A 24,502-nucleotide genomic window follows, 5' to 3' on the forward strand; every position below is an offset into this window, starting at 1 on the left:
CGATTGGGTCGCGCAGCGGCCCCAGAATTTCACCATTCATGCAAGATCGCCGGGGCCGCCCTGCGGCCCTATCGCGACACAAGGCCGCTCCTACAGAGGCCTGACAGCCCTGAAGACACGCAGACAACAACCTCCATGTACAAGACCCTCGAAGCCCATATCCGCAAGCAGGTCGCCCCCGCCGCCCTGCGCGCCGAGTTTCGCCAGCACGAATTCGAGGCCATGCGCCGCTTCTGCCTGCTGATCTTCTGTATCGGTATCGCCATCTGGCTGGTCTTCGACCTGATTGTCAGCTACCTGGGCAGGCAGGACTTCACCTGGCGTTCGGGCCTGTTCATCGCCCTGCTCTGCTGTCTCACCGTGGTCTTGGGGTTCACCCGCAAGAGCCATCACTTCGACGTGCTCAACCTATTGTTCGTGACCGTCATCACCCTGGCCATGCGCCTGGTGATCGAGGGCGTGCCGATCACCCTGCGGCCGCTGTGGCTGATGCTCGGTGTCTCCACCGTGCTGTACACGGTGTCGGTGCTGCCAGTACGGCGCTGGTCGTTCTTCTGCACCATGGCCATTACCTGGGCACTGCTCACGCCGTTCTACCATACCGGCCTGCAAGTGCTGGAGCTCGAAGGCGCCATGCTGCTCAGCTACGCGCTATGCCTGAGCGGCCTGGTCAGCTACAGCTACCTGCGCATCCGCCAGGCCAAGCTGCACAACTTCTACCTGACCAAGGTGCTGCTGGAACAAGCCTATATCGATACCCTCACCGAGATCCCCAACCGCCGCTCGTTCATGGCCAAGGCCGAGCACCAACTGCAACTGGGCGGGCCCAGGCAATACCTGGCGATGATCGACATCGACAATTTCAAGCAGGTCAACGACCGCTTCGGGCATGACGTCGGCGATGAAGTGCTCAAGCGCGTGGCGGGGCATATCAAGGGGGCAGCAAGCGGGCATGAGTTCGCCCGCTTGGGCGGCGAGGAGTTCGCGGTGTTCTTCCAGGGGCTGGATGAGCCTGCGGCCCAGCAGCAGGCCGCGGCGTTGTGCCAGCGCGTGCGCGAGGACGACAGCGCGCACCCGGTGACGATCAGCATCGGCCTGGCCCGGGTCGACCGTGGCGATACCCTGAGCGTGGCGCTGGTGCGGGCCGACCAGGCGTTGTACGAAGCCAAGCGCGCTGGCAAGGACCGCTGCGCGACCTGGTCGGCAAGCCAGCCGCGATGATGCCGCTTCAGCCGCGGCATCAACCAGCGGGTAAGCGAATCCTGAACTGCGCCCCGCCCAGCGCCGACTGCGCCACCGTCAGCGTGCCGCCCTGCCCCTCGATGGCCCGCCGGCTGATCGCCAGCCCCAGGCCGAACCCACCGGTATTGCGATCGCGGCTGCGATCCAACCGGTAGAACGGCTGAAAGATCCGTTCGCGCTCCTCTGGCGGGATGCCGATGCCATCGTCCTCTACCGTCAACAGGCAGGCCCCGTCTTCCAGGCGCAGGCGCAGCACCAGGCTCTCGTCGCAATAGCGCATGGCATTGCGCACCAGGTTCTGCACCGCCCGGGCGGTCAGCCGCGGGTCGAGCACAAACCGCGGCAGTTCGGACTCGCAGCGCACTTCCCATTGGATACCGCGGCTGTCGAGCTCCTCGGCGAAACCGCCGAGCACGCTGTCGACCAGCTCCAGCAACGACACCTCGACCCGCTCGCGGGCCTGGTCGGCGTTCTCCAGGCGGCTGTACGACAGCAACTCCAGCACCAGCTCGTCGAGTTCGCGTACATGCCCCACCAGCTCCAGCAGGCGCTTGCGGCTGGCCGGCGGCACCTCGTCGTACAGCAGCACCAGGCCGAAATCCAGCCGGGTCAGCGGCGTGCGCAGCTCATGGGACACCGCGTTGAGCAGTTCGCGCTGGTGGTTGACGTGGCGCTCCAGGTCACCGGCCATGGTGTCGAACACCCCCGCCAGCTCGCCGATGTTCGAGCGCGGCGGAATCTGCGTACGCTCGCTCATCGCGCCCTGGCCCAGGCGCCGGGCGGTTTCCTTCAGGCGCTCCAGGTCGCGCCAGTGCGGCCATACCCACAGCAGCAGGCAGCCGAGCATGGCCGCGCCGATCAGCACCGTCACGCCCCAGGACAGCAGGTTGATGTCCAGCGGATCGTCCGGCGAGTGCAGGCGCACCAGCCATTGCTGGTTCAGCGGCGCCAGCGCCGTTTCGTAGTAGCCCCAATCGGCCAGGCGCACCACGTACAGGCCCTGCGCCAGGCGCGTCTTTTCCTCCGGCGCGAGGTCGGCCTGGTCGATGCGCTGCAAGGTCACCTCCAGCGGGCTGAACGCCGCGGCCAGGTCTTTCTCCAGCGCCGGCCACTGCGCCTGCGGCGTCTGCTGGAACTGGCGAACGATCAGGGTCTGCACGCCCTTGGCCTGATCCAGGTTGTAGGCCATGAAGCGCTCATGGAACAGCCCGACGATGGCATCGGGGATCAGCAGCAAGGCACCGGCATAGGCGACGATGATCACCAGGTACAGGCGCACCAGGATTTTCAGCATGTTGGCTCAGCACTCCCACTCGACGCGGCTGAACAGGTAGCCCTTGCCCCACACGGTCTTGATCTTGCGCGCCTCGCCGGCGCTGTCGTCGAAACGCCGGCGCAGCTTGGAAATCGCCACGTCCACCGAGCGGTCGGTGCCGTTGAACTCGATACCGCGCAATTGCTGGAGGATCCGGTCACGGCTCATCACCTCGCCGGCGTTGCGCGCCAGCACCACCAGCAGGTTGTACTCGCCGCTGGACAGCTCCACTTCTTCGCCGCGCCAGCTGACGTTGCGCTCGGCCAGGTCGATGCGCAGGCCGCCAATCTGGATCAAGTCGCTGTCCAGGCGCGGCTCGTTGACGCTGCTGCGGCGCAGCAAGGTGCGCACCCGCGCCAGCAACACCCGCGGTTCGCAGGGTTTGGTGACATAGTCGTCGGCGCCCATTTCCAGCCCCAGCACCTGGTCGTGGCTGTCGTCGCGGGCCGTCAGCATGAGGATCGGCAGGCCCTGGGACTCCTGGCGCAGCAGGCGGCACACCTGCAAACCATCGAGGCCCGGCAGCATCAGGTCGAGGATCACCAGGTCCGGCTTGTGCCGGTGAAAGTCCTCCAGCACATGGTCGCCCCGGGCGATCACCCGGACATGGAAATCGTTGCGTTGCAGGTAGCTGGCAATCAGCTCGGACAGGGCGCTGTCGTCTTCGACCAGGAGAATGTTCGGCATAAGGGGATTTGACGAAAGATTGAAGTAAGGCAGGATATAGAATCCCGGGCGGGCCACCGCCGATTGTTCACACTTTTTCACACACGCCCAACACAGCTTAACAGCCGCCACCCGAACGGCTGCTTTAGCATACGCTGGATCAAACCTGGAAGATCCGTATGTCCACGCTCCGTGCTTTGCGCCTGCGCCCTCTGGCGCTGCTGGCGCTGATGACCCTTTCCCTGGCCGCTTGCAACGACGCCGCCGAGCAGGAAGAAAAGGCCCCACCCTCCCAGGTCCGGGTCGAAACCCTGGCCGTGCAGCCGCTGGCCATCAGCACCGAACTCAGCGGCCGCATCCTCGCCCCGCGCACCGCCGAAGTACGCGCCCGGGTCGCCGGCGTGGTGCTCAAACGCGTATACCGCGAAGGCAGCGACGTGAAACAGGGCGATGTGCTGTTCCTGATCGACCCGGCGCCATTCAAGGCCGACTTCGACAGCGCCCGCGCCACCCTGGCCAAGGCCGAGGCCACCCTGTACCAGGCCCGCCTGCAAGAACAGCGCTACCGCGAGCTGGTCGACGACAAGGCGGTCAGCCGCCAGGAGTACGACAACTCCCGCGCCGCCTTCCTCCAGGCCGATGCCGCTGTCGCCGAGGCCAAGGCCGCGCTGGAACGCGCGCGCCTGAGCCTGGGCTACGCCACGGTCACCGCGCCGATCGCCGGGCGCGTCGGGCGCGCCCTGGTGACCGAAGGTGCGCTGGTCGGCCAGAACGAGACCACGCCGCTGGCGATCATCCAACAACTGAACCCGATCCACGCCGACGTCACCCAGTCGACCCGCGAGCTCAACGCCCTGCGCCGTTCGCTGCGCGCCGGCGAGCTGCAACGGGTCGGCCAGGACCAAGTCAAGGCCACCTTGATCCAGGATGACGGCAGCGCCTACCCGCTGGCTGGCAAGCTGCTGTTCTCCGACATCAGCGTCGACCCGAGCACCAACCAGATCACCCTGCGCAGCGAGTTCCCCAACCCCGACCTCGACCTGTTGCCGGGCAGTTACGTGCGCGTGCGCCTGGAGCAGGCCGTGCAGCCCAAGGGCATCAGCGTGCCGCAGCGCGCCATCCTGCGCGACAGTGCTGGCGTGCCCAAGGTGCTGGTGGTCGACCAGCAGGACCGCATCAGCGAACGCCAGGTGACCCTGGGCAGCGCCCAGGGCGACCGCTGGATCGTCAGCGAGGGCCTGGCCCCGGGTGACCGCGTGGTGGTCGAGGGCCTGCAACACGTCAAGGCCGGCGACCAGGTGCAAGTCGACGAACAACCAGGCGCCACCGCAGTCGCCCAACACAACGGCCAATGAGGGCCTGATCCATGCCGCAGTTCTTCATCGACCGCCCGGTGTTCGCCTGGGTGGTGGCCTTGTTCATCCTCCTGGTCGGCGCCCTGGCCATCCCGCAGTTGCCGGTGGCCCAGTATCCCGATGTGGCCCCGCCGCAGGTGGAAATCTACGCCGTCTACCCCGGCGCTTCGGCGGCGACCATGGACGAGAGCGTGGTCAGCATCATCGAGCAGGAGCTCAACGGTGCCGACAACCTGCTGTACTTCGAGTCGCAGAGCAGCCTGGGCAGCGCCACCATCACCGCCAGCTTCCAGCCTGGCACCAACCCGGACCTGGCCCAGGTGGACGTGCAGAACCGCCTGAAAGTGATCGAGTCGCGCCTGCCACGCCCGGTAACCCAGCAGGGCCTGCAAGTGGAGAAAGTGTCCACCGGTTTCCTGCTCATGGCCACCCTTACCGCCGAGGATGGCAGCCTCGACGAGATCGCCCTGTCCGATATCCTCGCGCGCAACGTGATGAACGAGATCCGTCGCCTCAAGGGCGTCGGCAAGGCGCAGCTGTATGGCTCCGAACGGGCCATGCGCATCTGGATCGACCCGGCCAAGCTGGTCGGCTTCAACCTCACGCCCAACGACGTTGCCGAGGCCATCGCCGCGCAGAACGCCCAGGTCGCCCCCGGCAGCATCGGCGACCTGCCGAGCCGACCGACCCAGGAGATCACCGCCAACGTGGTGGTCAAGGGCCAGTTGAGCACCCCCGAGGAGTTCGCCGCCATCGTCCTGCGCGCCAACACCGATGGCTCCACGGTCACTGTCGGTGACGTCGCGCGGGTCGAGATCGGGGCCCAGGAGTACCAGTACGGCACCCGCCTCAACGGCAAGGCCACCAGCGCCTTCAGCGTCAAGCTGTCGCCCGGCGCCAACGCCATGGAAACCGCGACCCTGGTCAAGCAGAAGCTCGACGAGCTGTCGCGCTACTTCCCGGCCGGGGTGAAGTACGACATTCCCTACGATACCTCGCCCTTCGTCAAGGTCTCGATCAAGCAGGTGATCAACACCCTGCTCGAGGCCATGGTGCTGGTGTTCGCGGTGATGTTCCTGTTCCTGCAGAACTTCCGCTACACGCTGATTCCAACCCTGGTGGTGCCGGTGGCGCTGATGGGCACCTTCGCGGTGATGAACGTGCTGGGCTTCTCGGTCAACGTGCTGACCCTGTTCGGCATGGTGCTGGCCATCGGTATCCTGGTGGACGACGCCATCGTCGTGGTGGAAAACGTCGAGCGGATCATGGCCGAGGAAGGCCTGCCGCCCAAGGAAGCCACGCGCAAGGCCATGGGCCAGATCAGCGGCGCCATCGTCGGCATTACCCTGGTGCTGGTGGCGGTATTCCTGCCGATGGCCTTCATGCAAGGTTCGGTGGGGGTGATCTACCAGCAGTTCTCGGTGTCGATGGCGGTGTCGATCCTGTTCTCGGCGTTCCTCGCCCTGAGCCTGACCCCGGCCCTGTGCGCCACCCTGCTCAAGCCGCTGGAGAAAGGCGAGCATCATGAGCGCAAGGGCTTCTTCGGCTGGTTCAACCGCCGCTTCGAAGGCATGAGCAACGGCTACCAGCGCTGGGTGGCCCACGCCCTGGCCCGCAGCGGTCGCTACCTGCTGGTGTACGCCGCGCTGGTCGGCGTGCTGGTGTACGGTTTCAGCCAGCTGCCCACCGCCTTCCTGCCCACCGAGGACCAGGGCTACACCATCACCGACATCCAGCTGCCGCCGGGCGCCAGCCAGGCACGCACCATCGAGGTCGGGCAGCAAATCGAGGCGCACAACGCCGAAGAGCCTGGCGTGGCCAACACCACGCTGATCCTCGGCTTCAGCTTCTCCGGCAGCGGACAGAATGCGGCGCTGGCCTTCACCACGCTCAAGGACTGGTCCGAGCGCGGTGGCGACGACAGCGCGCAGTCGATCGCCGAGCGCGCCACCATGGCCTTCACCCAGCTCAAGGATGCCATCGCCTACGCAGTGCTGCCGCCGCCGGTGGATGGCCTGGGCGAGTCGACCGGTTTCGAGTTCCGTCTGCAGGACCGTGGCGGCATGGGCCACCGCGAGCTGATGCAGGCACGCGACCAACTGCTGGACGAGGCGCGCAAGAGCAAGGTGCTGGTCAACGTGCGCGAAGCCTCGCTGGCCGAAAGCCCGCAGGTGGAGCTGGAGGTGGATCGCCGCCAGGCCAATGCCCTGGGCGTGTCGTTCGCCGATATCGGCGCGGTGCTCGACACGGCGGTGGGTTCCAACTACGTCAACGACTTCCCCAACCAGGGCCGCATGCAGCGGGTGGTGGTACAGGCCGAAGGCGACCAGCGCAGCCAGGTCGAAGACCTGCTGAAGATCCACGTGCGCAACAACGCCGGCAAGATGGTCCCGCTGGGCGCCTTCGTGCGTGCCCACTGGCAGACCGGGCCGGTGCAGCTGACCCGCTACAACGGCTACCCGGCGGTGTCGATCTCCGGCGAGCCAGCGCCTGGCTTCAGCTCGGGCGAAGCCATGGCCGAGATCGAGCGCTTGGTGGCGCAGTTGCCGGCAGGCTCCGGCCTGGAGTGGACCGGCCTGTCGCTGCAGGAACGGCTGTCCGGCAGCCAGGCGCCGTTGCTGATGGCACTGTCGCTGCTGGTGGTGTTCCTGTGCCTGGCGGCGCTGTATGAAAGCTGGTCGATTCCCACCGCGGTGCTGCTGGTGGTGCCGCTGGGGGTGCTCGGCGCGGTGGTCGCGGTGACCCTGCGCGGCCTGCCCAACGACGTGTTCTTCAAGGTGGGCCTGATCACCCTGATCGGCCTTTCGGCGAAGAACGCCATCCTGATCATCGAGTTCGCCAAGGACCTGGTGGACCAGGGCCACGATGCCGTGGACGCGGCGCTCAAGGCGGCGCGCCTGCGCTTGCGGCCGATCGTGATGACCTCGCTGGCGTTCATCCTCGGCGTGGTGCCGCTGGCCATCGCCAGCGGCGCCAGCTCGGCGAGCCAGCAAGCGATCGGCACCGGGGTGATTGGCGGCATGCTCAGCGCCACCTTCGCCGTGGTGTTCGTGCCGGTGTTCTTCGTGGTGGTGATGCGCCTGGCCCGGCGTGGTAAAGCCAAGGCCGGCGCGGTGGCCAACAGCGAAGCCTGACTGGACAAGCCCCGCGTTAAATGGGAGGGTTCCCGGCATTGACTGCCCGGAACCCTTTTTCATGCCCGACGTTCTTCCCCCCTGCTCCATCCTTGTTCTTGCCGGCGGCCGCGGCCAGCGCATGGGCGGGCGCGACAAGGGGCTGCTGACCTGGCACGGCGAGCCGCTGGTGGCCCATGTGCAGCGTGCCGTACGCGCGCTCAGCGATGACCTGGTGATCTCTTGCAACCGCAACCAAGCAGCCTATGCGGCTTATGCCGACCAGCTGGTCGGCGACGCCGACGCGGACTTCCCCGGGCCGCTGGCCGGAGTGATCAGCGGGCTCAAGGTGGCGCGGCATCAATGGGTGGTGTTGCTGGCCTGCGATGCGCCACGGATCGACAAGGCCTTGATCGAAGACCTGCTGGCATTGTCGGTGGCCCACGACAGCGCGGCCATGGTGCGCCAGGGTGGCTACTGGCAGCCGATGTTCAGTGTATTGCCGCGACGCTTGTTGCCGCTGCTGGAGCAGGCCTGGCAAGCGGGCGAGCGGAGTTTGCAGAAGGCGTTGTTGCAGGACAGCGTGCAGGGCCTGGAATGTGCTGAAGATGACCTGCGCCTGAGCAACTTCAATAGCCCGGAGTGGTTACAGGATTAACCTGGACCTTGGTACACCTCGCTCCTACACAGCTTGTGTAAACCCGAATAAAAAAAAGCCCCGAGGCAAAGATCCCCGGGGCCGAGCGGTTGGAATCCCCAACCAAAGGAGTTGGTTTCAGCCCTTGTCCGGCCAACCGCCACCCAGTGCACGGAACAGATCGACCAGTGCCAGTTGCCGCTGGGTGCTGGCCTCGATGAAGGCCGCCTCATTCACATAATTGCTGCGCTGCGCGTCCAGGTAGCGCAGGTGGTTGTCCACCCCGCCCTCATAACGCGCCTTGGCCAACGCCTCGGTCGCCCGGCTGGTATCGGCCAGGGCACGCCGCGCGGCTTCCTCGCGACGCAAGGTATCGGTGGCGGCCAGGGCGTCGGCCACTTCGCGGAAGGCGCTCTGGATCGTGCCTTCGTAAGCGGCCACCGCCGAATCCTTGCGTGCCTCGGCCAGGCTCAGGCCGGCCTTGTTGCGCCCGCCGTCGAACAGCGGCAGCGACAGCTGCGGCATGAACGTCCAGCTACGCGAGCCACCGTCGAACAGCCCGGACATCTGCGCGCTGGAGGTGCCGAAGCTGCCGGTCAGGCTGATCCGCGGGAAGAACGCCGCCCGCGCCGCGCCGATATCGGCATTGCGCGCCCGCAGCCGGTGCTCGGCGGCGAGGATGTCCGGGCGGCGCTCGATCAGCGCCGACGGCGCGCCTGGGGCGATGTCCTGCAGGACCATCGGCTCAGCCGAGCGCCCGGCCGGAATGACCTTGCCCGCCTCGGCGCTACCCAGCAGCAGGACCAGCGCGTTATAGGCCTGGCGCTGCTCGCGCACGATGCCTTCCAGCTCGGCCCGTGACTGCTCGACCAGCCCCAGCGCTTCCTGGTGGTCCAGCGCCGTGGCCGTGCCGGCGCCTCGCCGCTGGCCTACCAGGGCCAGCGAGTCCTCGCGGCTGGCCAGGGTCTGGCGAGTCAGCGTCAGGCGCCGTTCGGCACCGTCCAGGGTCAGGTAGGCCTGGCTCACTTCGGCGATCAGCGCGATGCGCGCGGCACGGCCGACTTCCTCGGTGGCCAGGTACTGCTGCAGGGCCGCATCGCTCAGGCTCTTGACCCGACCGAACAGGTCCACTTCGTACTCTGGCAGCGATAGCCCCACCTGGTAACTGCTGCTGACCCCTTCCCTGCCGCTGTTCGACAGGTCCGCCGGCAGGTGCTGGCGGTTGCCAGAAGCACCTGCATTCAGGCCAGGTACCCGGTCGGCCCGCTGGATACGGTACTGCGCGCGGGCCTGCTCGATATCCAGCAGCGTTTGACGCAAGGAGCGGTTGTTGTCCAGTGCCGTGGTGACCAGTTGGCGCAAGGCCGGATCGACGATGAACGCCTGCCAATCCAGCTGCTCCACCGCCTTGCCCTGATGGCCGGCGGCATCGCCCCAGGCAGCCGCCACCGGCGCCTCCGGGCGCTGGTAGGTCGGTGCCAGGGAGCAGCCGACCAGGGTAAAGGCCAGCGCGAACGGGAGTGCATATTTACCCATGACCATCACTTCGTCACCTCGACAGCATGTTGCACCGGGGCCGGCTTGCGCTTGAGCAGCTTCAGCACCCAGACGAAACAGATCGGCACGAACACCACGCCCAGCAAGGTGGCGCTGAGCATGCCGCCGATCACGCCGGTACCAATGGCCCGTTGGCTGGCCGCGCCGGCGCCAGTGGCGATGGCCAGGGGCACCACGCCGAGGATGAAGGCCATGGAGGTCATCACGATCGGGCGGAAACGCAGGCGCGCGGCCTCGATGGCGGCGTCACTCAAGCTGTAGCCCTTCTCCCACAGTTCCTTGGCGAACTCGACGATCAGGATGGCGTTCTTCGCCGCCAGGCCGATGATGGTGATCAGGCCGACCTTGAAGTACACGTCGTTGGGCATACCGGTGAGCAATACCGCCCAGACCGCGCCCAAGGCGCCGATCGGCACGATCAGCATCACCGTCAGCGGGATCGCCCAGCTCTCGTACAATGCCACCAGCAGCAGGAACACCACCAGGATGGCCAGGGCGAACAGGCCGGCGGCCTGGCCACTGGAGACCTTCTCCTGATAGGAAAGGCCGGTCCAGGCATAGCCGATGCCGGGTTGCAGCTCGCCGACCAGACGCTCCATCTCGGCCATCGCCTGGCCAGTGCTGTAGCCGGGCGCGGCGTCGCCGGCGATACGGATCGACGGGTAGCCGTTGTAGCGCACCAACTGCACCGGCCCTTCCTCCCACTGGGTGGTGGCGAAGGCACTGAACGGCACCTGCTCGCCGCTGGCGTTCGGCGCATAGAGGCGCAGCACGCTTTCCGGGGTCATGCGCTCGCCCTGCTCGGCCTGCACCACCACGCGCTGTTGGCGCCCGGCATTGGTGAAGTCGTTGATCACCGCCGAACCGAAGGCGGTGGCCAGGGTGCTGTTGATCGACTCGAAGTTCACCCCCAGGGCGCGGGCCTTGTCGCGGTCGATCTTGACGCGCAACTGTGGTGCTTCTGCCAGGCCTTCCATCATCGCGTACAGGAACACCGGGTTGCCGTTGGCGCGGGCCAGCAACTGGTCACGGGCCGCCAGCAACGCTTCACGCCCCAGGCCGCCACGGTCCATCAGGCGCAGGGCGAAACCGCCGGAGTTGCCCAGGCCGTCGATCGGCGGTGGCATGACCGCGGTAATGGCACCATCGCCGTTGGCCGCGAAGCGCTCGTTGGTCGCGACGATTTCGTCTGCCGCCGATTGGCCCTTGCCGCGTTGCGACCAGTCCTTGTAGGTCGGGAAGGCCAGCGCGGCATTCTCACCCTGACCCGAGAAACTGAAGCCGGTCACCACGATCGAGTTGGCCACCGCCTCGCGAGACATCAGGAACTGCTCGAGCGCTTCGGCGGTATGGTCGGTGCGCACCCGGCTGGCGCCCGGCGGCAGTTGCACGTCGACGATGCCGTAGCCGAGGTCCTCGGCAGGCACGAAGGCCTCCGGGACGCGCAGGTAGGAATAACCCAGCACCACCAGGATGCCGACATAGGCCAGCATCCAGCGCCCGGCACGGGCCACCAGGGCACTGTTCATTACCGAGTAACGTTCGGTCATGCGGGCGAAGCCGCGGTTGAACGCACCGAAGAAACCGCCTTTCTCGTGGTGCCCATGGGCCACGGGTTTGAGCAGCGTGGCGCACAGCGCCGGGGTGAAGGTCAGGGCCAGGAAGCCGGAGAACAGGATCGATACCGCCAGCGACACCGAAAACTGCTGGTAGATCACCCCCACCGAACCGGACATGAACGCCAACGGCAGGAACACCGCCGCCAGCACCATGGTGATACCAATGATCGCCCCGGACACCTGCCCCATCGCCTTGATGGTCGCTTCCGCCGGCGACAGCCCTTCCTCGGCCATCAAGCGCTCGACGTTCTCCACCACGACGATGGCGTCGTCCACCAGGATACCGATGGCCAGCACCATGCCGAACATGGTCATCATGTTCACCGAGAAACCCAGCAGCTTCATGATCATCAGCGTGCCCAGCAGGCACACCGGCACCACGATCGACGGGATCAGGGTGTAGCGCACGTTCTGCAGGAACAGGAACATCACCAGGAACACCAGCACCATGGCTTCGATCAGGGTGTGGATCACCTTCTCGATGGCCACGTCGACGAAGCGCGAGGTGTCGTAGGGCACCGAGTATTCGACGCCCTCCGGGAAGAACTGCGACAGCTCGGCCAGGCGCTCCTTGACCAGGGTCGCGGTTTCGATGGCGTTGGCGCCCGGTGCCAGCTGCACCGCGGCGACCACGGCGGGCTTGCCGTCCAGGCGCGCCGAGAGGTTGTAGTTCTCGCTGCCGATGGCCAGGCGCGCGACGTCGCCCAGGCGCACGCTGGAGCCGTCCGGGTTGGCGCGCAGGACGATGCCGGCGAAGGCCTCGGGGGTTTCCAGGGTGCCCTGCACGGCCAGGGTCGCGGTCAGTTCCTGCTCGCTGGCGCCAGGCGTGCTGCCGAAACTGCCGGCGGGTACCTGGACGTTCTGGCCACGAATGGCGTTGCCGATGTCGTCGATGGACAGGCCGTAGCCCACCAGCTTCTGCGGATCGACCCAGACCCGCATCGCCGCCTCGGAGGCGAAGAACTGCAGCTTGCCCACGCCGGGGACGCGCAGCAGCTCGTTGTTGATGTTGCGCGCGGCATAGTCGGCCAGGGTGGTGATGTCGTCACGCCCACCGCTGGCGCTGGTCAGGGCGTACATCAGCAGGAAGCCGGAACTGGCCTGCTCGACCTTCAGGCCCTGGGTCAACACCGCCTGGGGCATGCGCGCCTCGGCCTTCTTCAGGCGGTTCTGCACGTCGACCTGGGCCATGTCCGGGTCGGTGCCGGGCTGGAACGTCACCATTACCTCGGCTACGCCGTTGGAGTTGTTGGTGGACTCGTAGTACAGCAGGCCCTTGGCGCCGTTGAGCGACTCCTCGATGATGCTGGTCACCGACTCGACCATCACCTTGGCGGACGCGCCCGGGTAGACGGCGTTGATGGAAATCTGTGGCGGCGCCACGCTGGGATACTGGGCCACCGGCAACGCCGGAATCACCAGCAACCCGGCCAGGGAAATGAACAGCGCCACGACCCAGGCGAAGTTCGGCCGATTGATGAAGAACTTGGACATCTCGCTACCCTCGCCTTAGTGTGCCGCGGCCTGTTGCGCCTGGGCCGGCTGCACCGGCATGCCAGGGGCAAGGCCGGCCGGGCCGCCGACGATGACCTGGTCACCGGCGCGCAGGCCCTCGGTGATCTGCCAGCGCGAGCCGTGCATACCGCCGGTGCGCACGCTGCGCGCCTCGGCCAGGTTGCCGGTGCCGACCACCAGCACCCGCGCCTCGCCGTCACTGCCGCGCTGCACCGCGCGCTGCGGCACCAGGATGGCCTGCTGGTCGGTACCCTGCGGGGTGCGCACGCGCACGTACATGCCCGGCAGCAGGATGCCGTCGGCATTGTCGAAGCGACCGCGCAGGGTGACCTGGCCGGTGCCACGGTCGACCGCCACGTCGGTGAACATCAGCGCGCCCTGGCGCTGGTAGTCGGTGCCTTCCACCTGGGCGGTCAGCGCCTTGTCGTCGCCACCACCGAGCGCGCCGTCCTTGAGGGCCTGACGCAGACGCAGGGCTTCGGCGGCGGACTGGGTGAAGTCGACGTAGATCGGATCGAGCTGCTGGATGCGCGCCATCAAGGTGGCGTCGCCCTGCCCGACCAGGGCGCCTTCGGTGGCCAGGGCGCGGCCGATGCGCCCGGAGATCGGCGCGGTGACCGTGGCATAGCCCAGGTTCAGGCGCGCGGTCTGCACGTCGGCCTGGGCCGAGCGCACGGCCGCCTGGGCGCTGCGCAACTCGGCGCTGGCGGTGTCGAAGTCCTGCTGGCTGACCGCCTCGATCTTGACCAGCGGCTCATAGCGCTTGACCCGTGCCTGGGCCTCCTGCTGCACCGCCTGGGCCCGCGCAAGGTCGGCCTCGACCCGCGCCAGGGCAGCCTTGAACGGTGCCGGGTCGATCTGGAACAGCACATCGCCGGCTTTGACGTCGGCGCCTTCCTCGAAACGTTTGTGCAGGACAATGCCGGCCACCCGGGCACGCACCTCGGCCACCCGCATCGGTTCGACCCGGCCCGGCAGGGTCGAGGCCAGGGCCAGCTGTTCGCTGGCCAGCGTTACGGTCTGCACCGCAAATGCCGTTTCAGTCGCGGCCTGCTGTTCTTCAGCCGCTCCGCAGCCGGCCAGTGCTACCGCCACTGCCAGCCAGCTGACCATCCCTATTGCACGCAAATTGCTCATGAACTCACCCGAGCCGTTAACTAAAATTGGCGCGAATGGTACTGGTGCATTCGATTTGAGTCAATTTAGTCTCATTTGAACTTTTTGTGAAATCTTGTAATCACCCTTCCGATCGTCGGCTGGGCGCAGCCTGGCTCCATGGCAGGCGTCAAATGAACACAACCTGCTGAGGAGATCCCCATGACCTTCCATGCCGTGGCCAGCCTCGACCAGCTTGATGAACACCGTCCCCTGCGCGTCCAGGCCGGCACCGAAGACATCGTCCTGGTACGCCAGGGCGAGCGGGTGCGTGCCTACCAGGCCAACTGCCCGCATGAGGGCGCGCCACTGGAACAAGGCGCGGTTTGTGGTGGGTTGCTGATCTGCCCCTGGCACAAGGCCGCCTTCGCCGTGGACGAGGGCGCGGTATGCGAGCCCCCGGCGCTGGCCGGTTTGCGCCGGCATGCCGTGCAGGTCAGGGACGGCCAGGTATGGGTGGACGAGCAGCCACTGCCGGAGGCTGAAGTGCCGCGCCACAGCGACGCGCGCACCTTCGTCGTGGTCGGTGCCGGCGCAGCCGGGGCGGCCGCCATCGCCACCTTGCTCGACCATGGCTTTGCCGGCCGCCTGTTGTGGATCGACCAGGAACAGCCGAACGCCTACGATCGCACCGCCCTGAGCAAATTCGTCATCGCCGGGCAGATGCCGGTGGACGAAGTAGCCTCACTGCTCGCGCCACTCGACCTGCGCCGAGGCCAGCTGCGGCGCATTCACGGCAAGGTACGCGCGCTCGATGCCGGCAAGCGCGTGATCAGCCTGGCTGACGGCCAGCAGTTGAAGTACGACGCCGCCTTGCTGGCCACCGGCGCCAAGCCCAACCGTCCCCAGCTCCCCGGCGTGCAACTGCCCGGCATCTGCGTACTGCGCTCGCGCACCGATGCCGCGCAGTTGCTCGACCTGGCCGAGCCGGCCCAGCCGGTGGTGATCGTCGGCGACAGTTTTATCGGCCTGGAGGCCGCCAGCGCCCTGCGCAAGTACGGCCTACAGGTGCATGTGGTCACGCGCCACGCCATCCCGCTGGCCCGCCAGTTGGGCGAGCGCATCGGCCAGACCCTGCGCGATCTGCATGAGCGCAAGGGTGTGCAGTTCCACGGGCCGACCGAGGTGATCGGCTTCGACGGCCACGAGCGCGTCGAGGCCGTGCTGCTGGCCAATGGCGAGCGCCTGGAGACCGCGCTGGTGCTGCTGGGTACCGGCGTCACCCCGGCCAGCCGTTTCGTCCAGGGCCTGGCCCTGGCCGAAGACCATTCGCTCACGGTGGACGCGCACCTGCAGGCAGCCGACGGTCTGTGGGCGGCCGGCGATATCGCCACCTTCCCCCTGGCCGGCCGCCCGGTGCGCATCGAACATTGGCGCCTGGCCCAGCAGCACGGCGTGATCGCCGCCGCCAATATGCTCGGCGAAAGGCGCCGCTACGACGACGTGCCGTTCTTCTGGACCTACCAGCACGGGCGCACCTACGAAGTGCTCGGGCATGCCAGCGGCTGGAACCGCATCGAGTACGTCGGCTCGCCGGAACAGGGAGACTTCATCGCCCTGCAGTGCCTTGACGACCAGGTCGAGGCGGTGATCGCCAAGGGCTATTCACGGGCCATGGCCGTGCTGTCGCAGCGCATGAAGCGACCGCTGTCGAGCCGCGAGGCGCGTGAGCTGATCGATGCCTGGCCAGAGGGATGAGCCATTCGCCAGCGCCTGGAAACGGCGTCTGGCCCGCGCTTTCAAAGCAGCGCGGAACTGTGTAAAAGAGGGGAACCCCTCTCAGGCTGTCAGAAAAGGATTATCTGTAATGATCTACCGCCCTCTCGGCCATTCTGGCCTGCAAGTCTCGGCCCTCACGCTCGGCAGCATGATGTTCGGTGAACAGACCAGCACCGAAGACTCGCTGCGCATTATCGACAAGGCCTGGGACCAGGGCATCAACTTCGTCGACACCGCCGATGTCTACAATGGCGGCCGTTCCGAGGAGATCGTCGGCGAGGCGGTGGCGCGCAACCGTCACCAGTGGATCGTCGCCTCCAAGGCCGGCTATGGTCCGATCGACGGCCTGCCGAACCGCAGCGGCCTGTCGCGCAAACACCTGTTCAATGCCATCGAGGCCACCCTCACGCGCATGGGCACCGACTACCTGGACATCTACTACCTGCACCGCGAGGACCATTCGGTACCGCTGGAAGAGACCGTGCGCGCCATCGGCGACCTGCTGGCGCAAGGCAAGATCCGCTACTGGGGCGTGTCCAACTTCCGCGGCTGGCGCATCGCCGAAATCTGCAACGTGGCACAAAGGCTCGGCGTGGCCAAGCCAGTAGTCAGCCAGCCGCTGTACAACATCGTCAACCGCCAGGCCGAGCCCGAGCAACTCACCGCCGCCGCCTACCACGGCCTGGGCGTGGTGCCGTTCAGCCCGCTGGCCCGTGGCGTTCTCAGCGGCAAGTACGCCCCTGGCTCGACCCCGGACCAAGGCAGCCGCGCCGGGCGCCAGGACAAGCGGATCATGGAAGTGGAATGGCGCCAGGAGTCACTGGCCATCGCCCAGAAGATCCACGCCTACACCGAGGCCAAGGGGGTCGGCATCGTCGAGTTCGCCATCGCCTGGGTGCTGAACAATCGCCTGGTCAGCTCGGCCATCGTCGGGCCGCGTACCGAAGCGCAGTGGGACACCTATGCCGGGGCACTGACCGTGAAGATCAGCACCGAGGACGAGGCGTTCATCGATTCGCTGGTGACGCCGGGGCATGCGTCCACGCCAGGCTTCAATGACGTGGCGCATTTCGTCAGCGGGCGGTTGCCGCGTTGAGATTGCGCGCCATTGCTACCTTTTACAGCAATGGCGCACAAACCGGGGGCTAGCGGATCTGGTGCTTGTGCAGCAGGCGGTAGAACGTCGGCCTGGACACCCCCAGCACCTTCGCCGCGATGCTCAGGTTGTCGCTGTGGCGATTCAACACATCGCACAAAGCCTGGCGCTCGGCCCGGTGCTTGTAATCCTCCAGGGTGCCCAAGGGTTGGTCCTGCTCCGGCAGCGCCTGCAGGCCCAGGTCCTGGGCCTCGATCTGGCGCCCTTCGGCCAGAACCAGGCCACGCCTGACCCGATTGGCCAGCTCACGCACGTTGCCTGGCCAGTCGTGCCGCCCCATCGCCGCCAGGGCGCCTTCACTGAACGAACGGGGTCGCCTGCCCGTCTCCTGGCTGTAGAACTGCGAAAAATGGCTGGCCAGCATCGACAGGTCGCCATGCCGATCGCGCAAGGGCGCGGTCACCACCTGCAAGACGTTGAGGCGGTAGTACAGGTCTTCGCGAAAGCGCCCTTGCCCGATCGCCTTTTCCAGGTCCACATGGGTGGCCGCCAATACCCTGACATCCACGGCAATGGGCTGGTTGCCGCCCACCCGTTCAATGTGTTTCTCCTGGAGAAAACGCAACAAGTTTGCCTGCAACTCCAAGGGAAGATCGCCGATCTCGTCGAGAAACAGCGTGCCGCCATTGGCCGCCTCGATGCGCCCCACCTTGCGCTGGTGGGCCCCGGTGAACGCGCCCTTCTCATGGCCGAACAGCTCGGACTGGATCAGGTGCTCGGGGATGGCGCCACAGTTGATGGCGATGAACGGCATGTCGTGGCGCTGGCTCTGCCGATGCAGCGTACGCGCCACCAGCTCCTTGCCGGTGCCGCTCTCGCCGCGGATCAGCACCGGCGACTCGGTGGGCGCCAGCTTGCCCAGCAGCTTGCGCAGTTCGCGCAGCGGTCGACTCTCGCCCAGCAGCTCATGCGCAGGCTCATTGACCTGCACGGCCCCCTTGCCACGCAGGCGCGCCATGCCGAACGCGCGCCCCAGGGTGACCTGAACCCGCGACACATCGAACGGCAAGGTATGGAAGTCGAAAAACCATTCGCACACAAAGTCGCCGACATTCTGCAAGCGCAGCTCCTCGGCGCTGAGCACGGCGATCCATTCGGTGTTGCTGCGCTTGATCAGATCCTTGACGGCCTCGGGATGACGCAGGTGCGAGGCCTGCAAACGCACCAGGCCCACATCGCACGGCTGCTGCAAGGCAGCGTCCAAGGTACAGCTGCGGACCTCCCAGCCGACGCTGCGCAAGCCCGGGAGCAAACGGTGGCAATCGTCGCACGGGTCGACGATCAACAGGCGGCGGTGGGAAGCAGGTTCAAGCATGACCGTTCCTTGGCGCCAGATTTTAGTTTTTTACGTATAAACAGTTAGTTGCGACGCCAAAATTAACAGTAGCAATGAACTTGACGCCCTCCATGACCGTTGGTCAGCCCATCTGCTTCGGTAAAAGCGCTGCGGGGAATTTTCACCCAGACCTGACGTCATAGGCGCCGGGGAGACTCAGATTAAAATCGGCACAAGTAAAAAAATTTCAACGGCCATGTGACTTCAACCCTGACCTGGAGCATCAGTACGAATAACCCCGCGCTGTAGACTTTTGAAAAACTGCACCGCGGAACTTTATTTCGCTGTTTGGGACCATGAGAGAGACCGAACCATGAATGCCCCGCTCCGTGTCAACGAAGCACTGCTGATCGCCGACCACGCCTTCGAACCCTTCCAGTGCGTTGCCTGGGATGCACCCAATGGCACTGGTGAGCTGAGCCTGGCAGTGATCGACCGGACCAGCACCCGTATCGGCAGCAAGCAAGTATCCTCGCGGGTCTACTCCGACCCTGCGCAATGGGCCAGCCTGATCGAGGAAGTGCGCGCGGAACTGTCGCGCAAGGGTTATGACCTGCAACCCTGGTCCATGCCGAAGTAAGTACTGCCCCACCACAAGTGCGCGCCCTCGCGCACTTGTGCAAACATCCCTTGGGTATTTGTAACAACTTCATACTTGCGACAAAGTGTCGCACTTGTACCGTTCAATTGACCGCCGCGAACTGTTCGATATGTCGATAGTCGGCCTGAAGTTGTTCGGCAAGTTGTCGTGCGCGGCCGATACGCACCGGCGCCATTTCCATATCCACCAACAGGGTGCTGCAAGGCATCGGCTGTGGCGCGCGCCATTGTTGCAAGCGGCCGTCGGTCAATATCAAGCAGCGCTGCACCTCATGGGGCAGACGCTTGCCGCGCGCCAGCAGCCATTGGCGGGCCTCCTCCAGCGCCGCGAACAGTGGCGTCCCGCCGCCCGCGCCCAGGCCCTGCAGCCATGGCTGCAAGGCGCCTGAGGCCTTGAGCCCGTGGCGCTGCCAGTGCGGCTTGCTACCACTGGCGGTCAGCAATGCCAAACGGGCCCGCTGCCGATAAGCCTGGTCGAACAACCCGGCCAGCAGGCCTTTGCCCTGGGCCAGGGCCTGGTGCCGACGGGTAGAGGCCGAGGCATCGACAATCACCAGCCACAGCTCAGGGCCTTGGGCCTGGCGCTGTTGCCAGCACAGGTCACGGCGCTGGCGGGGCCGGCCCTTGAGCAGAGTCGCCAGCCAAGCGATACGGCCGCTGTCGGCGACGCGTGCGCGACCACGGACAGTGCCCGTCAAATCACCGCCGCGCGGTCTGGCATCCGACGCCTGGGCGCTGCGCGCGCGGATGCTCAGGGCTTTTTTGCCCAGTTAGGCACCTCGCGGCGGGCCGCGCTGGTGACGGCCTGGGGTGGCAATGCGCCCCAGTCGCCCTGCCCGCCCTGGGCATCTTGCCCAGGCGCTGGCCCACCGGTTGCGGGGGGCGGTGCCTCTGCAGCATCGCCGCGGCGACGATGGCGCAAGGCGAATTCGGCAACCGCCTCGACGTCCGCCTCCTCGATCGCCTGGTTGCCGCGCCAGGCGGCATGGGCCCGGGCGGCGCGCAGCCAGACCAGGTCGGCACGCAGGCCATCGACCCCGGCGGCGAAACAGCGCTCGGTGATCCAGGCCAGGGCCTGGTCGTCCAGGGCGATGCCGGCCAGGCGCTCGCGGGCAACCTGGCAACGGTCGCGCAAGGCTGCTTGCGCGTCGGCCCATTGGCCACGGAATGCTTCAGGGTCGCTATCGAATGCCAGGCGCCGGCGAATGATCTGCTGGCGCGCCTCGGGCGCCGGCAGGCCGTCCAGGGCGACATTCAAGCCGAAGCGGTCGAGCAGTTGCGGGCGCAACTCCCCCTCTTCCGGGTTCATCGTGCCGATCAGCACGAAGCGCGCCGCATGACGGTGGGAGATGCCGTCGCGCTCGATACGGTTGGTTCCACTGGCCGCCACGTCCAGCAGCAGGTCGACCAGCGGATCGGGCAGCAGGTTGACCTCGTCCACATACAGCACGCCGCCGTCGGCATGGGCCAGCACGCCAGGCGAGAAACGCGCCTGGCCCTGGCCTAGGGCGGCATCCAGATCGAGGCTGCCGACCAGGCGCTCCTCGGTCGCCCCCAGGGGCAGGGTCACGAACGGGCCATCACCCAACAGGTCGGCCAGGCCACGGGCCAGGGTGCTCTTGGCCATGCCGCGCGGGCCCTCGATCAGCACGCCGCCAATCTTCGGGTCGATGGCGGTCAGGCACAGGGCCAGCTTGAGGTCGTCGGCGCCGACAACCGCTGCCAGCGGGAATTGCACGGGTTCACTCATTTTCAGCTGTCTTCCTCGCCATCGAGCAGCTGTTGCTCGAGGCTGTCGCGGTAATCGCCCGGTTCCTGCCACAAACCACGCTGCTGGGCTTCCAGCAGGCGTTCGGTAAGGTCGCGCAGGGCCTCGGGGTTGTGCTCGCGCAGAAACGCACGGGTCGCCGGGTCGAGCACATAGGCGTCGGCCAGGCCTTGGTAATGGTGGTCGTCGATCAGGTGCGTGGTGGCGTCGAAGGCGAACAGGTTATCGACCGTCGCCGCCAGTTCGAAGGCACCTTTATAGCCGTGCCGCTTGGCGCCGTCGATCCACTTGGGGTTGAGGGCGCGGGCGCGGATCACCCGGTTCAACTCTTCCTTCAAGGTGCGGATGCGCGGTCGGTCGGCCTGGCTGTGGTCGCCGTGGTAACTGGCGCGAGCACTGCCGGCCAAGGTCTCGGCGGCGGCCAGCATGCCGCCCTGGAACTGGTAATAGTCGTTGGAGTCGAGCAGATCGTGCTCGTGGTTGTCCTGGTTCTGCAGCACAGCCTGCACCTGGCTCAGGCGCTGGGCGAAGCGCGCGCGCGCCGGGGTGCCCTGGTCGCTGGCGCCATAGGCGTAGCCACCATGGTTGAGGTAAACCTCGGCCAAGTCGTCGCGGCTGTGCCACAGGCGTGCGTCGATGGCGTTCTGCACGCCGGCGCCATAGGCCCCGGGCTTGGCGCCGAACACCCGCCAACCCGCCTGACGAGCCGCCTGCTCGGGGTCCAGGCCCTCGGCCAGCAGGGCTGCGCGCTCGGCGCGCACGCGGGCGGCCAGCGGGTTGTAGGCGTCAGGCTCGTCCAGCGCCGCCACCGCCTGCACCGCCGCGTCGAACAGGCGGATGAGGTTGCCGAAGGCGTCGCGGAAGAACCCGGAGACCCGCAGCGTCACGTCCACCCGCGGCCGGTCGAGCAGGCTCAAGGGCAGGATCTCGAAGTCGTCGACCCGCTGGCTGGCGCTGGCCCAGACCGGGCGCACCCCCATCAGCGCCATGGCCTGGGCGATATCGTCGCCGCCAGTGCGCATGGTCGCCGTGCCCCACACCGACAGGCCCAGTTGGCGCAGGTGGTCACCGTGGTCCTGCAGGTGGCGCTCGAGGATCAGGTTGGCCGAGGCGAAGCCCAGGCGCCAGGCGGTGGTGGTTGGCAGGTTGCGCACATCGACGGTATAGAAGTTGCGCCCGGTGGGCAGCACGTCCAAGCGCCCGCGGCTGGGCGCGCCACTGGGCCCGGCCGGGACGAAACGCCCAGCCAGGGCTGCCAGCAGGCCGTCCATTTCGGCGCCGCCACAGGCATCGAGGCGAGGCGCGACATCGTCCAGCAAGGCCGCGAGCACTTCGCGCAGCGGTTGCCAGCACGGCTCTTGCGGCAGCTCGACAGCGCCGCGCAATGCCTGCTCGATCAGGCTCGACGCCAGCAGCTCGAGGCGTTCGCGGGTATCGCCACAAGTCCGCCACAAGGCCGCGTCCACCGCCTGCAGCGGCGCAGGCCGCGGCCCATCCCAGGCCTGTCCCAGGTCGCAGTCCAGTGGATCGAAGCCTAGCCCAAGCGCCTTGGCCAAGGTACGGATCAGGCTGGCGTTGGCCCCCTTGCCATCACCGCGCGCCACACGCAACAAGGCCAGCAAGGTATCGTTGCGCAAGCGCCCGGCCGGCGATTGGCCGAACACATGCAGGCCGTCGCGGATCTGCGACTCCTTGAGATCACATAGATAGGTGTCCAGGCGTGGCAGCCACACCGCCGCATCGTCGAGCTGGCCTTCGAGTTGCAGCTCGCGGTCGATATGGTTGCGCTTGAGCAACTCGAGTATGTCCCGTTGCAGCTCCTGGGCCCGACGCGGGTCGAGCAACTGGGCTTCGTAGTATTCGTCGGCCAGCTGTTCCAGGTGACGCAACGGGCCGTAGGTTTCGGCTCGGGTCAGCGGCGGCATCAGGTGGTCGATGATCACCGCCTGGGTACGGCGCTTGGCCTGGGCGCCCTCGCCCGGATCGTTGACGATGAACGGGTAGATGTTCGGCAGCGGCCCGAGCAGCGCGTCCGGCCAGCACTCGGCTGACAGCCCCACGCCCTTGCCCGGCAACCACTCCAGGTTGCCGTGCTTGCCGACATGGATCACGGCATCGGCGGCAAAGCCGTTGCGCAGCCAGAAATGGAACGCCAGGTAGCCATGCGGCGGCACCAGGTCCGGGTCGTGGTACACCGCGCTGTGGTCCACCTGGTAGCCCCGCGCCGGCTGGATACCGACGAAGGTCAGGCCATAGCGCAAGCCGGCGACCATCATCCGCCCGCTGCGGAACATCGGGTCCTGCTCGGGCGTGCCCCAGCGCGCCAGCACGGCACGCTGGTTGGCCTCGGGCAGCGCGGCGAAGGCCGCCTGGTAATCGGCCAGGCTCAGGCTCTGGGCGCACGGGCGCTGGTCGAGATGATCGAGGTCGTTGGTCACGCCACCCAGCAATTGGTGGATCAGCGCGGTGCCGCTGTCGGGCAGGCCGGCGACCGGGTAGCCCTGGCCCTGCATGGCCCTGAGTATGTTCAACGCCGCGCCCGGGGTATCCAGGCCCACGCCATTGCCAATGCGCCCGTCGCGGGTCGGGTAGTTGGCCAGCACCAAGGCCACGCGCTTTTCCTGGTTGTCCAGGCGCGCCAGCGCCACCCAGCGCCGTGCCAACTCGGCCACGAAGTCCATGCGTTCGGGGTGGGCACGGTAGCAGACCACGTCGGATTGACTGCGCTCGCTGCGCCAGGCCAGGTCCTTGAAACTCACTGGACGGGTGATGATGCGCCCGTCAAGCTCCGGCAAGGCAATGTGCATGGCCAGGTCGCGAGCGCCCAGGCCCTGCTCGCTCTGCTCCCAGCCGGGTTGGTTGTCCTGGGCGCAGATTGCCTGCAACACCGGCACGTCGCGGCGCAGCGGGCGCAGGTTGGGCTGTTCCGGGCTGGACAAGGCAAAACCAGTGGTGTTGATCACCACCTCGGCCTGCACCTCGTCGAGCCAGGCTTGCACCTGCTCCAGACAGGCCTGCTCCTTGAGGCTGGCCACGGCGATCGGCAGCGGGTTGAGCCCGCACGCCTGCAAGCGCTGGCAGAACACATCGATGAACGCAGTGTTGGCCGCCTGCAAGTGCGAGCGATAGAACAGCAGCGGTGCCACCGGGTACTCGGGGTTCCACTCGCCGTACCAGTCCTGCAGCTCGGCACTGGGGCGGGCCGGGTGATAGACCGCCGTGCGCGGCAGCGGCTGGGGCTCGTCCCAGCGGTAGTCACGCCCCAGCCATTGACTGGCCAGGCACTTGAACAGGTTGATCGCGTTGGCCTTGCCACCTTGGCGCAGGTAGTGCCACAAACGCTCGGCCTCGGCCCCGCGCAGCGTGCCCAGCTCGGTGAGCTCCGGGTCCGGGCGGTCGTCCCCCGGCACCAGGACCAACTGCACGCCACGGCTGGCGAGGGCCACCAACTGCTCGACACCGTAGCGCCAGTAGCCGACGCCGCCGTGCAACGAGACCAGGATCAGCTTGGCATGGCGCAGTACCTGGTCGACATACAGGTCGACCGAGGCATGGTTCTGCACCTGCATCGGGTTGGCCAGGCGCACGCTGGGGAAATCGTCCGGCAACTGCTCGGCGGTTTCGGCGAGCAGTGCCAGATGGGAATCGCCGCTGCAGAGGATCACCAACTCGGCAGGTGTCTGGCCGAGATCGGCAATGCTGTCGTCCGGCACGAAGCCGCCGGGCTGGGTCCGCAGCAGGTGCATGGA

General features: G+C 66.8%; 16 protein-coding genes. 7 read left to right on the forward strand and 9 right to left on the reverse strand.

Annotated elements, in window-relative coordinates; translation table 11 throughout:
* The first annotated feature begins 135 nt into the window (after positions 1 to 135).
* Positions 136 to 1,221, forward strand: a complete 1,086-nt coding sequence (locus ACODS5_RS05155) for a GGDEF domain-containing protein (protein ID WP_489108124.1) — start codon at positions 136 to 138, stop codon at positions 1,219 to 1,221.
* Between the two features lie 19 nt (positions 1,222 to 1,240).
* On the opposite strand, the gene ACODS5_RS05160 is transcribed toward ACODS5_RS05155, so the two are convergent.
* The gene (locus ACODS5_RS05160) at positions 1,241 to 2,536 is read right to left on the reverse strand and encodes an ATP-binding protein (protein WP_134689720.1); all 1,296 of its coding nucleotides are present in this window, start codon (positions 2,534 to 2,536) and stop codon (positions 1,241 to 1,243) included.
* A 6-nt stretch (positions 2,537 to 2,542) separates the two neighbouring features.
* Positions 2,543 to 3,244, reverse strand: coding sequence for a response regulator (locus ACODS5_RS05165; RefSeq protein WP_134689721.1), 702 nt, complete (start codon positions 3,242 to 3,244; stop codon positions 2,543 to 2,545).
* Positions 3,245 to 3,402: 158 nt separating this feature from the next.
* Between ACODS5_RS05165 and ACODS5_RS05170 the strand changes: the two genes are divergently transcribed.
* The 3 genes from ACODS5_RS05170 to mobA all read left to right on the forward strand — a co-directional run bounded on the left by ACODS5_RS05170 (position 3,403) and on the right by mobA (position 8,349).
* Entirely contained in the window at positions 3,403 to 4,578 is a 1,176-nt protein-coding gene (locus ACODS5_RS05170) for an efflux RND transporter periplasmic adaptor subunit (protein ID WP_134689722.1), read from the forward strand.
* Positions 4,579 to 4,589: 11 nt separating this feature from the next.
* Positions 4,590 to 7,712 carry a multidrug efflux RND transporter permease subunit gene (locus tag ACODS5_RS05175; protein ID WP_489108125.1) on the forward strand — a complete coding sequence of 1,041 codons (3,123 nt, stop codon included), beginning with the start codon at positions 4,590 to 4,592 and terminating at the stop codon, positions 7,710 to 7,712.
* Positions 7,713 to 7,773: 61 nt separating this feature from the next.
* The gene (gene mobA / locus ACODS5_RS05180) at positions 7,774 to 8,349 is read left to right on the forward strand and encodes a molybdenum cofactor guanylyltransferase MobA (RefSeq protein ID WP_489108126.1); all 576 of its coding nucleotides are present in this window, start codon (positions 7,774 to 7,776) and stop codon (positions 8,347 to 8,349) included.
* A 117-nt stretch (positions 8,350 to 8,466) separates the two neighbouring features.
* Here the strand turns inward: mobA and ACODS5_RS05185 are convergent, their stop codons facing one another.
* From ACODS5_RS05185 to ACODS5_RS05195, 3 genes are read right to left on the reverse strand one after another with little or no spacing between them, the layout of a single operon-like run.
* Positions 8,467 to 9,870: an efflux transporter outer membrane subunit gene (locus ACODS5_RS05185; RefSeq protein WP_134689725.1), complete on the reverse strand. Its 1,404-nt coding sequence runs from the start codon at positions 9,868 to 9,870 to the stop codon at positions 8,467 to 8,469.
* Positions 9,870 to 12,998, reverse strand: a complete 3,129-nt coding sequence (locus ACODS5_RS05190; RefSeq protein ID WP_489108127.1) for a multidrug efflux RND transporter permease subunit — start codon at positions 12,996 to 12,998, stop codon at positions 9,870 to 9,872. The genes ACODS5_RS05185 and ACODS5_RS05190 overlap by 1 nt, the downstream gene beginning before the upstream one ends.
* A gap of 15 nt (positions 12,999 to 13,013) precedes the next feature.
* Complete coding sequence (locus tag ACODS5_RS05195) at positions 13,014 to 14,156, reverse strand: MexC family multidrug efflux RND transporter periplasmic adaptor subunit (RefSeq protein ID WP_489108128.1); 1,143 nt, start codon at positions 14,154 to 14,156, stop codon at positions 13,014 to 13,016.
* A 180-nt stretch (positions 14,157 to 14,336) separates the two neighbouring features.
* Here ACODS5_RS05195 and ACODS5_RS05200 point away from each other — a divergent pair, with 180 nt between their 5' ends.
* Together ACODS5_RS05200 and ACODS5_RS05205 are read left to right on the forward strand one after the other, a co-directional pair.
* On the forward strand, positions 14,337 to 15,872 hold the full coding sequence (locus ACODS5_RS05200) for an FAD-dependent oxidoreductase (protein WP_489108129.1): 1,536 nt from the start codon (positions 14,337 to 14,339) through the stop codon (positions 15,870 to 15,872).
* A gap of 109 nt (positions 15,873 to 15,981) precedes the next feature.
* Entirely contained in the window at positions 15,982 to 16,989 is a 1,008-nt protein-coding gene (locus ACODS5_RS05205; RefSeq protein WP_489108130.1) for an aldo/keto reductase, read from the forward strand.
* Between the two features lie 49 nt (positions 16,990 to 17,038).
* On the opposite strand, the gene ACODS5_RS05210 is transcribed toward ACODS5_RS05205, so the two are convergent.
* On the reverse strand, positions 17,039 to 18,364 hold the full coding sequence (locus ACODS5_RS05210) for a sigma-54 dependent transcriptional regulator (protein WP_134689730.1): 1,326 nt from the start codon (positions 18,362 to 18,364) through the stop codon (positions 17,039 to 17,041).
* 334 nt (positions 18,365 to 18,698) lie between these two features.
* Between ACODS5_RS05210 and ACODS5_RS05215 the strand changes: the two genes are divergently transcribed.
* The gene (locus tag ACODS5_RS05215; protein ID WP_134689731.1) at positions 18,699 to 18,965 is read left to right on the forward strand and encodes a hypothetical protein; all 267 of its coding nucleotides are present in this window, start codon (positions 18,699 to 18,701) and stop codon (positions 18,963 to 18,965) included.
* A gap of 103 nt (positions 18,966 to 19,068) precedes the next feature.
* Here ACODS5_RS05215 and ACODS5_RS05220 read toward each other — a convergent pair whose 3' ends face one another.
* The 3 genes from ACODS5_RS05220 to cobN are packed head-to-tail and all read right to left on the reverse strand — an operon-like array spanning position 19,069 to position 24,499.
* Positions 19,069 to 19,683 (reverse strand): vWA domain-containing protein, encoded by a 615-nt coding sequence (locus ACODS5_RS05220; RefSeq protein WP_256660220.1) that lies wholly within the window; start codon positions 19,681 to 19,683, stop codon positions 19,069 to 19,071.
* A 53-nt stretch (positions 19,684 to 19,736) separates the two neighbouring features.
* Positions 19,737 to 20,735, reverse strand: coding sequence for a magnesium chelatase ATPase subunit I (locus ACODS5_RS05225; RefSeq protein WP_489108131.1), 999 nt, complete (start codon positions 20,733 to 20,735; stop codon positions 19,737 to 19,739).
* 2 nt (positions 20,736 to 20,737) lie between these two features.
* A complete protein-coding gene (gene cobN / locus ACODS5_RS05230; RefSeq protein ID WP_489108132.1) occupies positions 20,738 to 24,499 on the reverse strand; it encodes a cobaltochelatase subunit CobN in 3,762 nt (1,253 codons plus the stop codon).
* Positions 24,500 to 24,502 lie beyond the last annotated feature (3 nt).

Source organism: Pseudomonas sp. FG47, assembly GCF_057809115.1.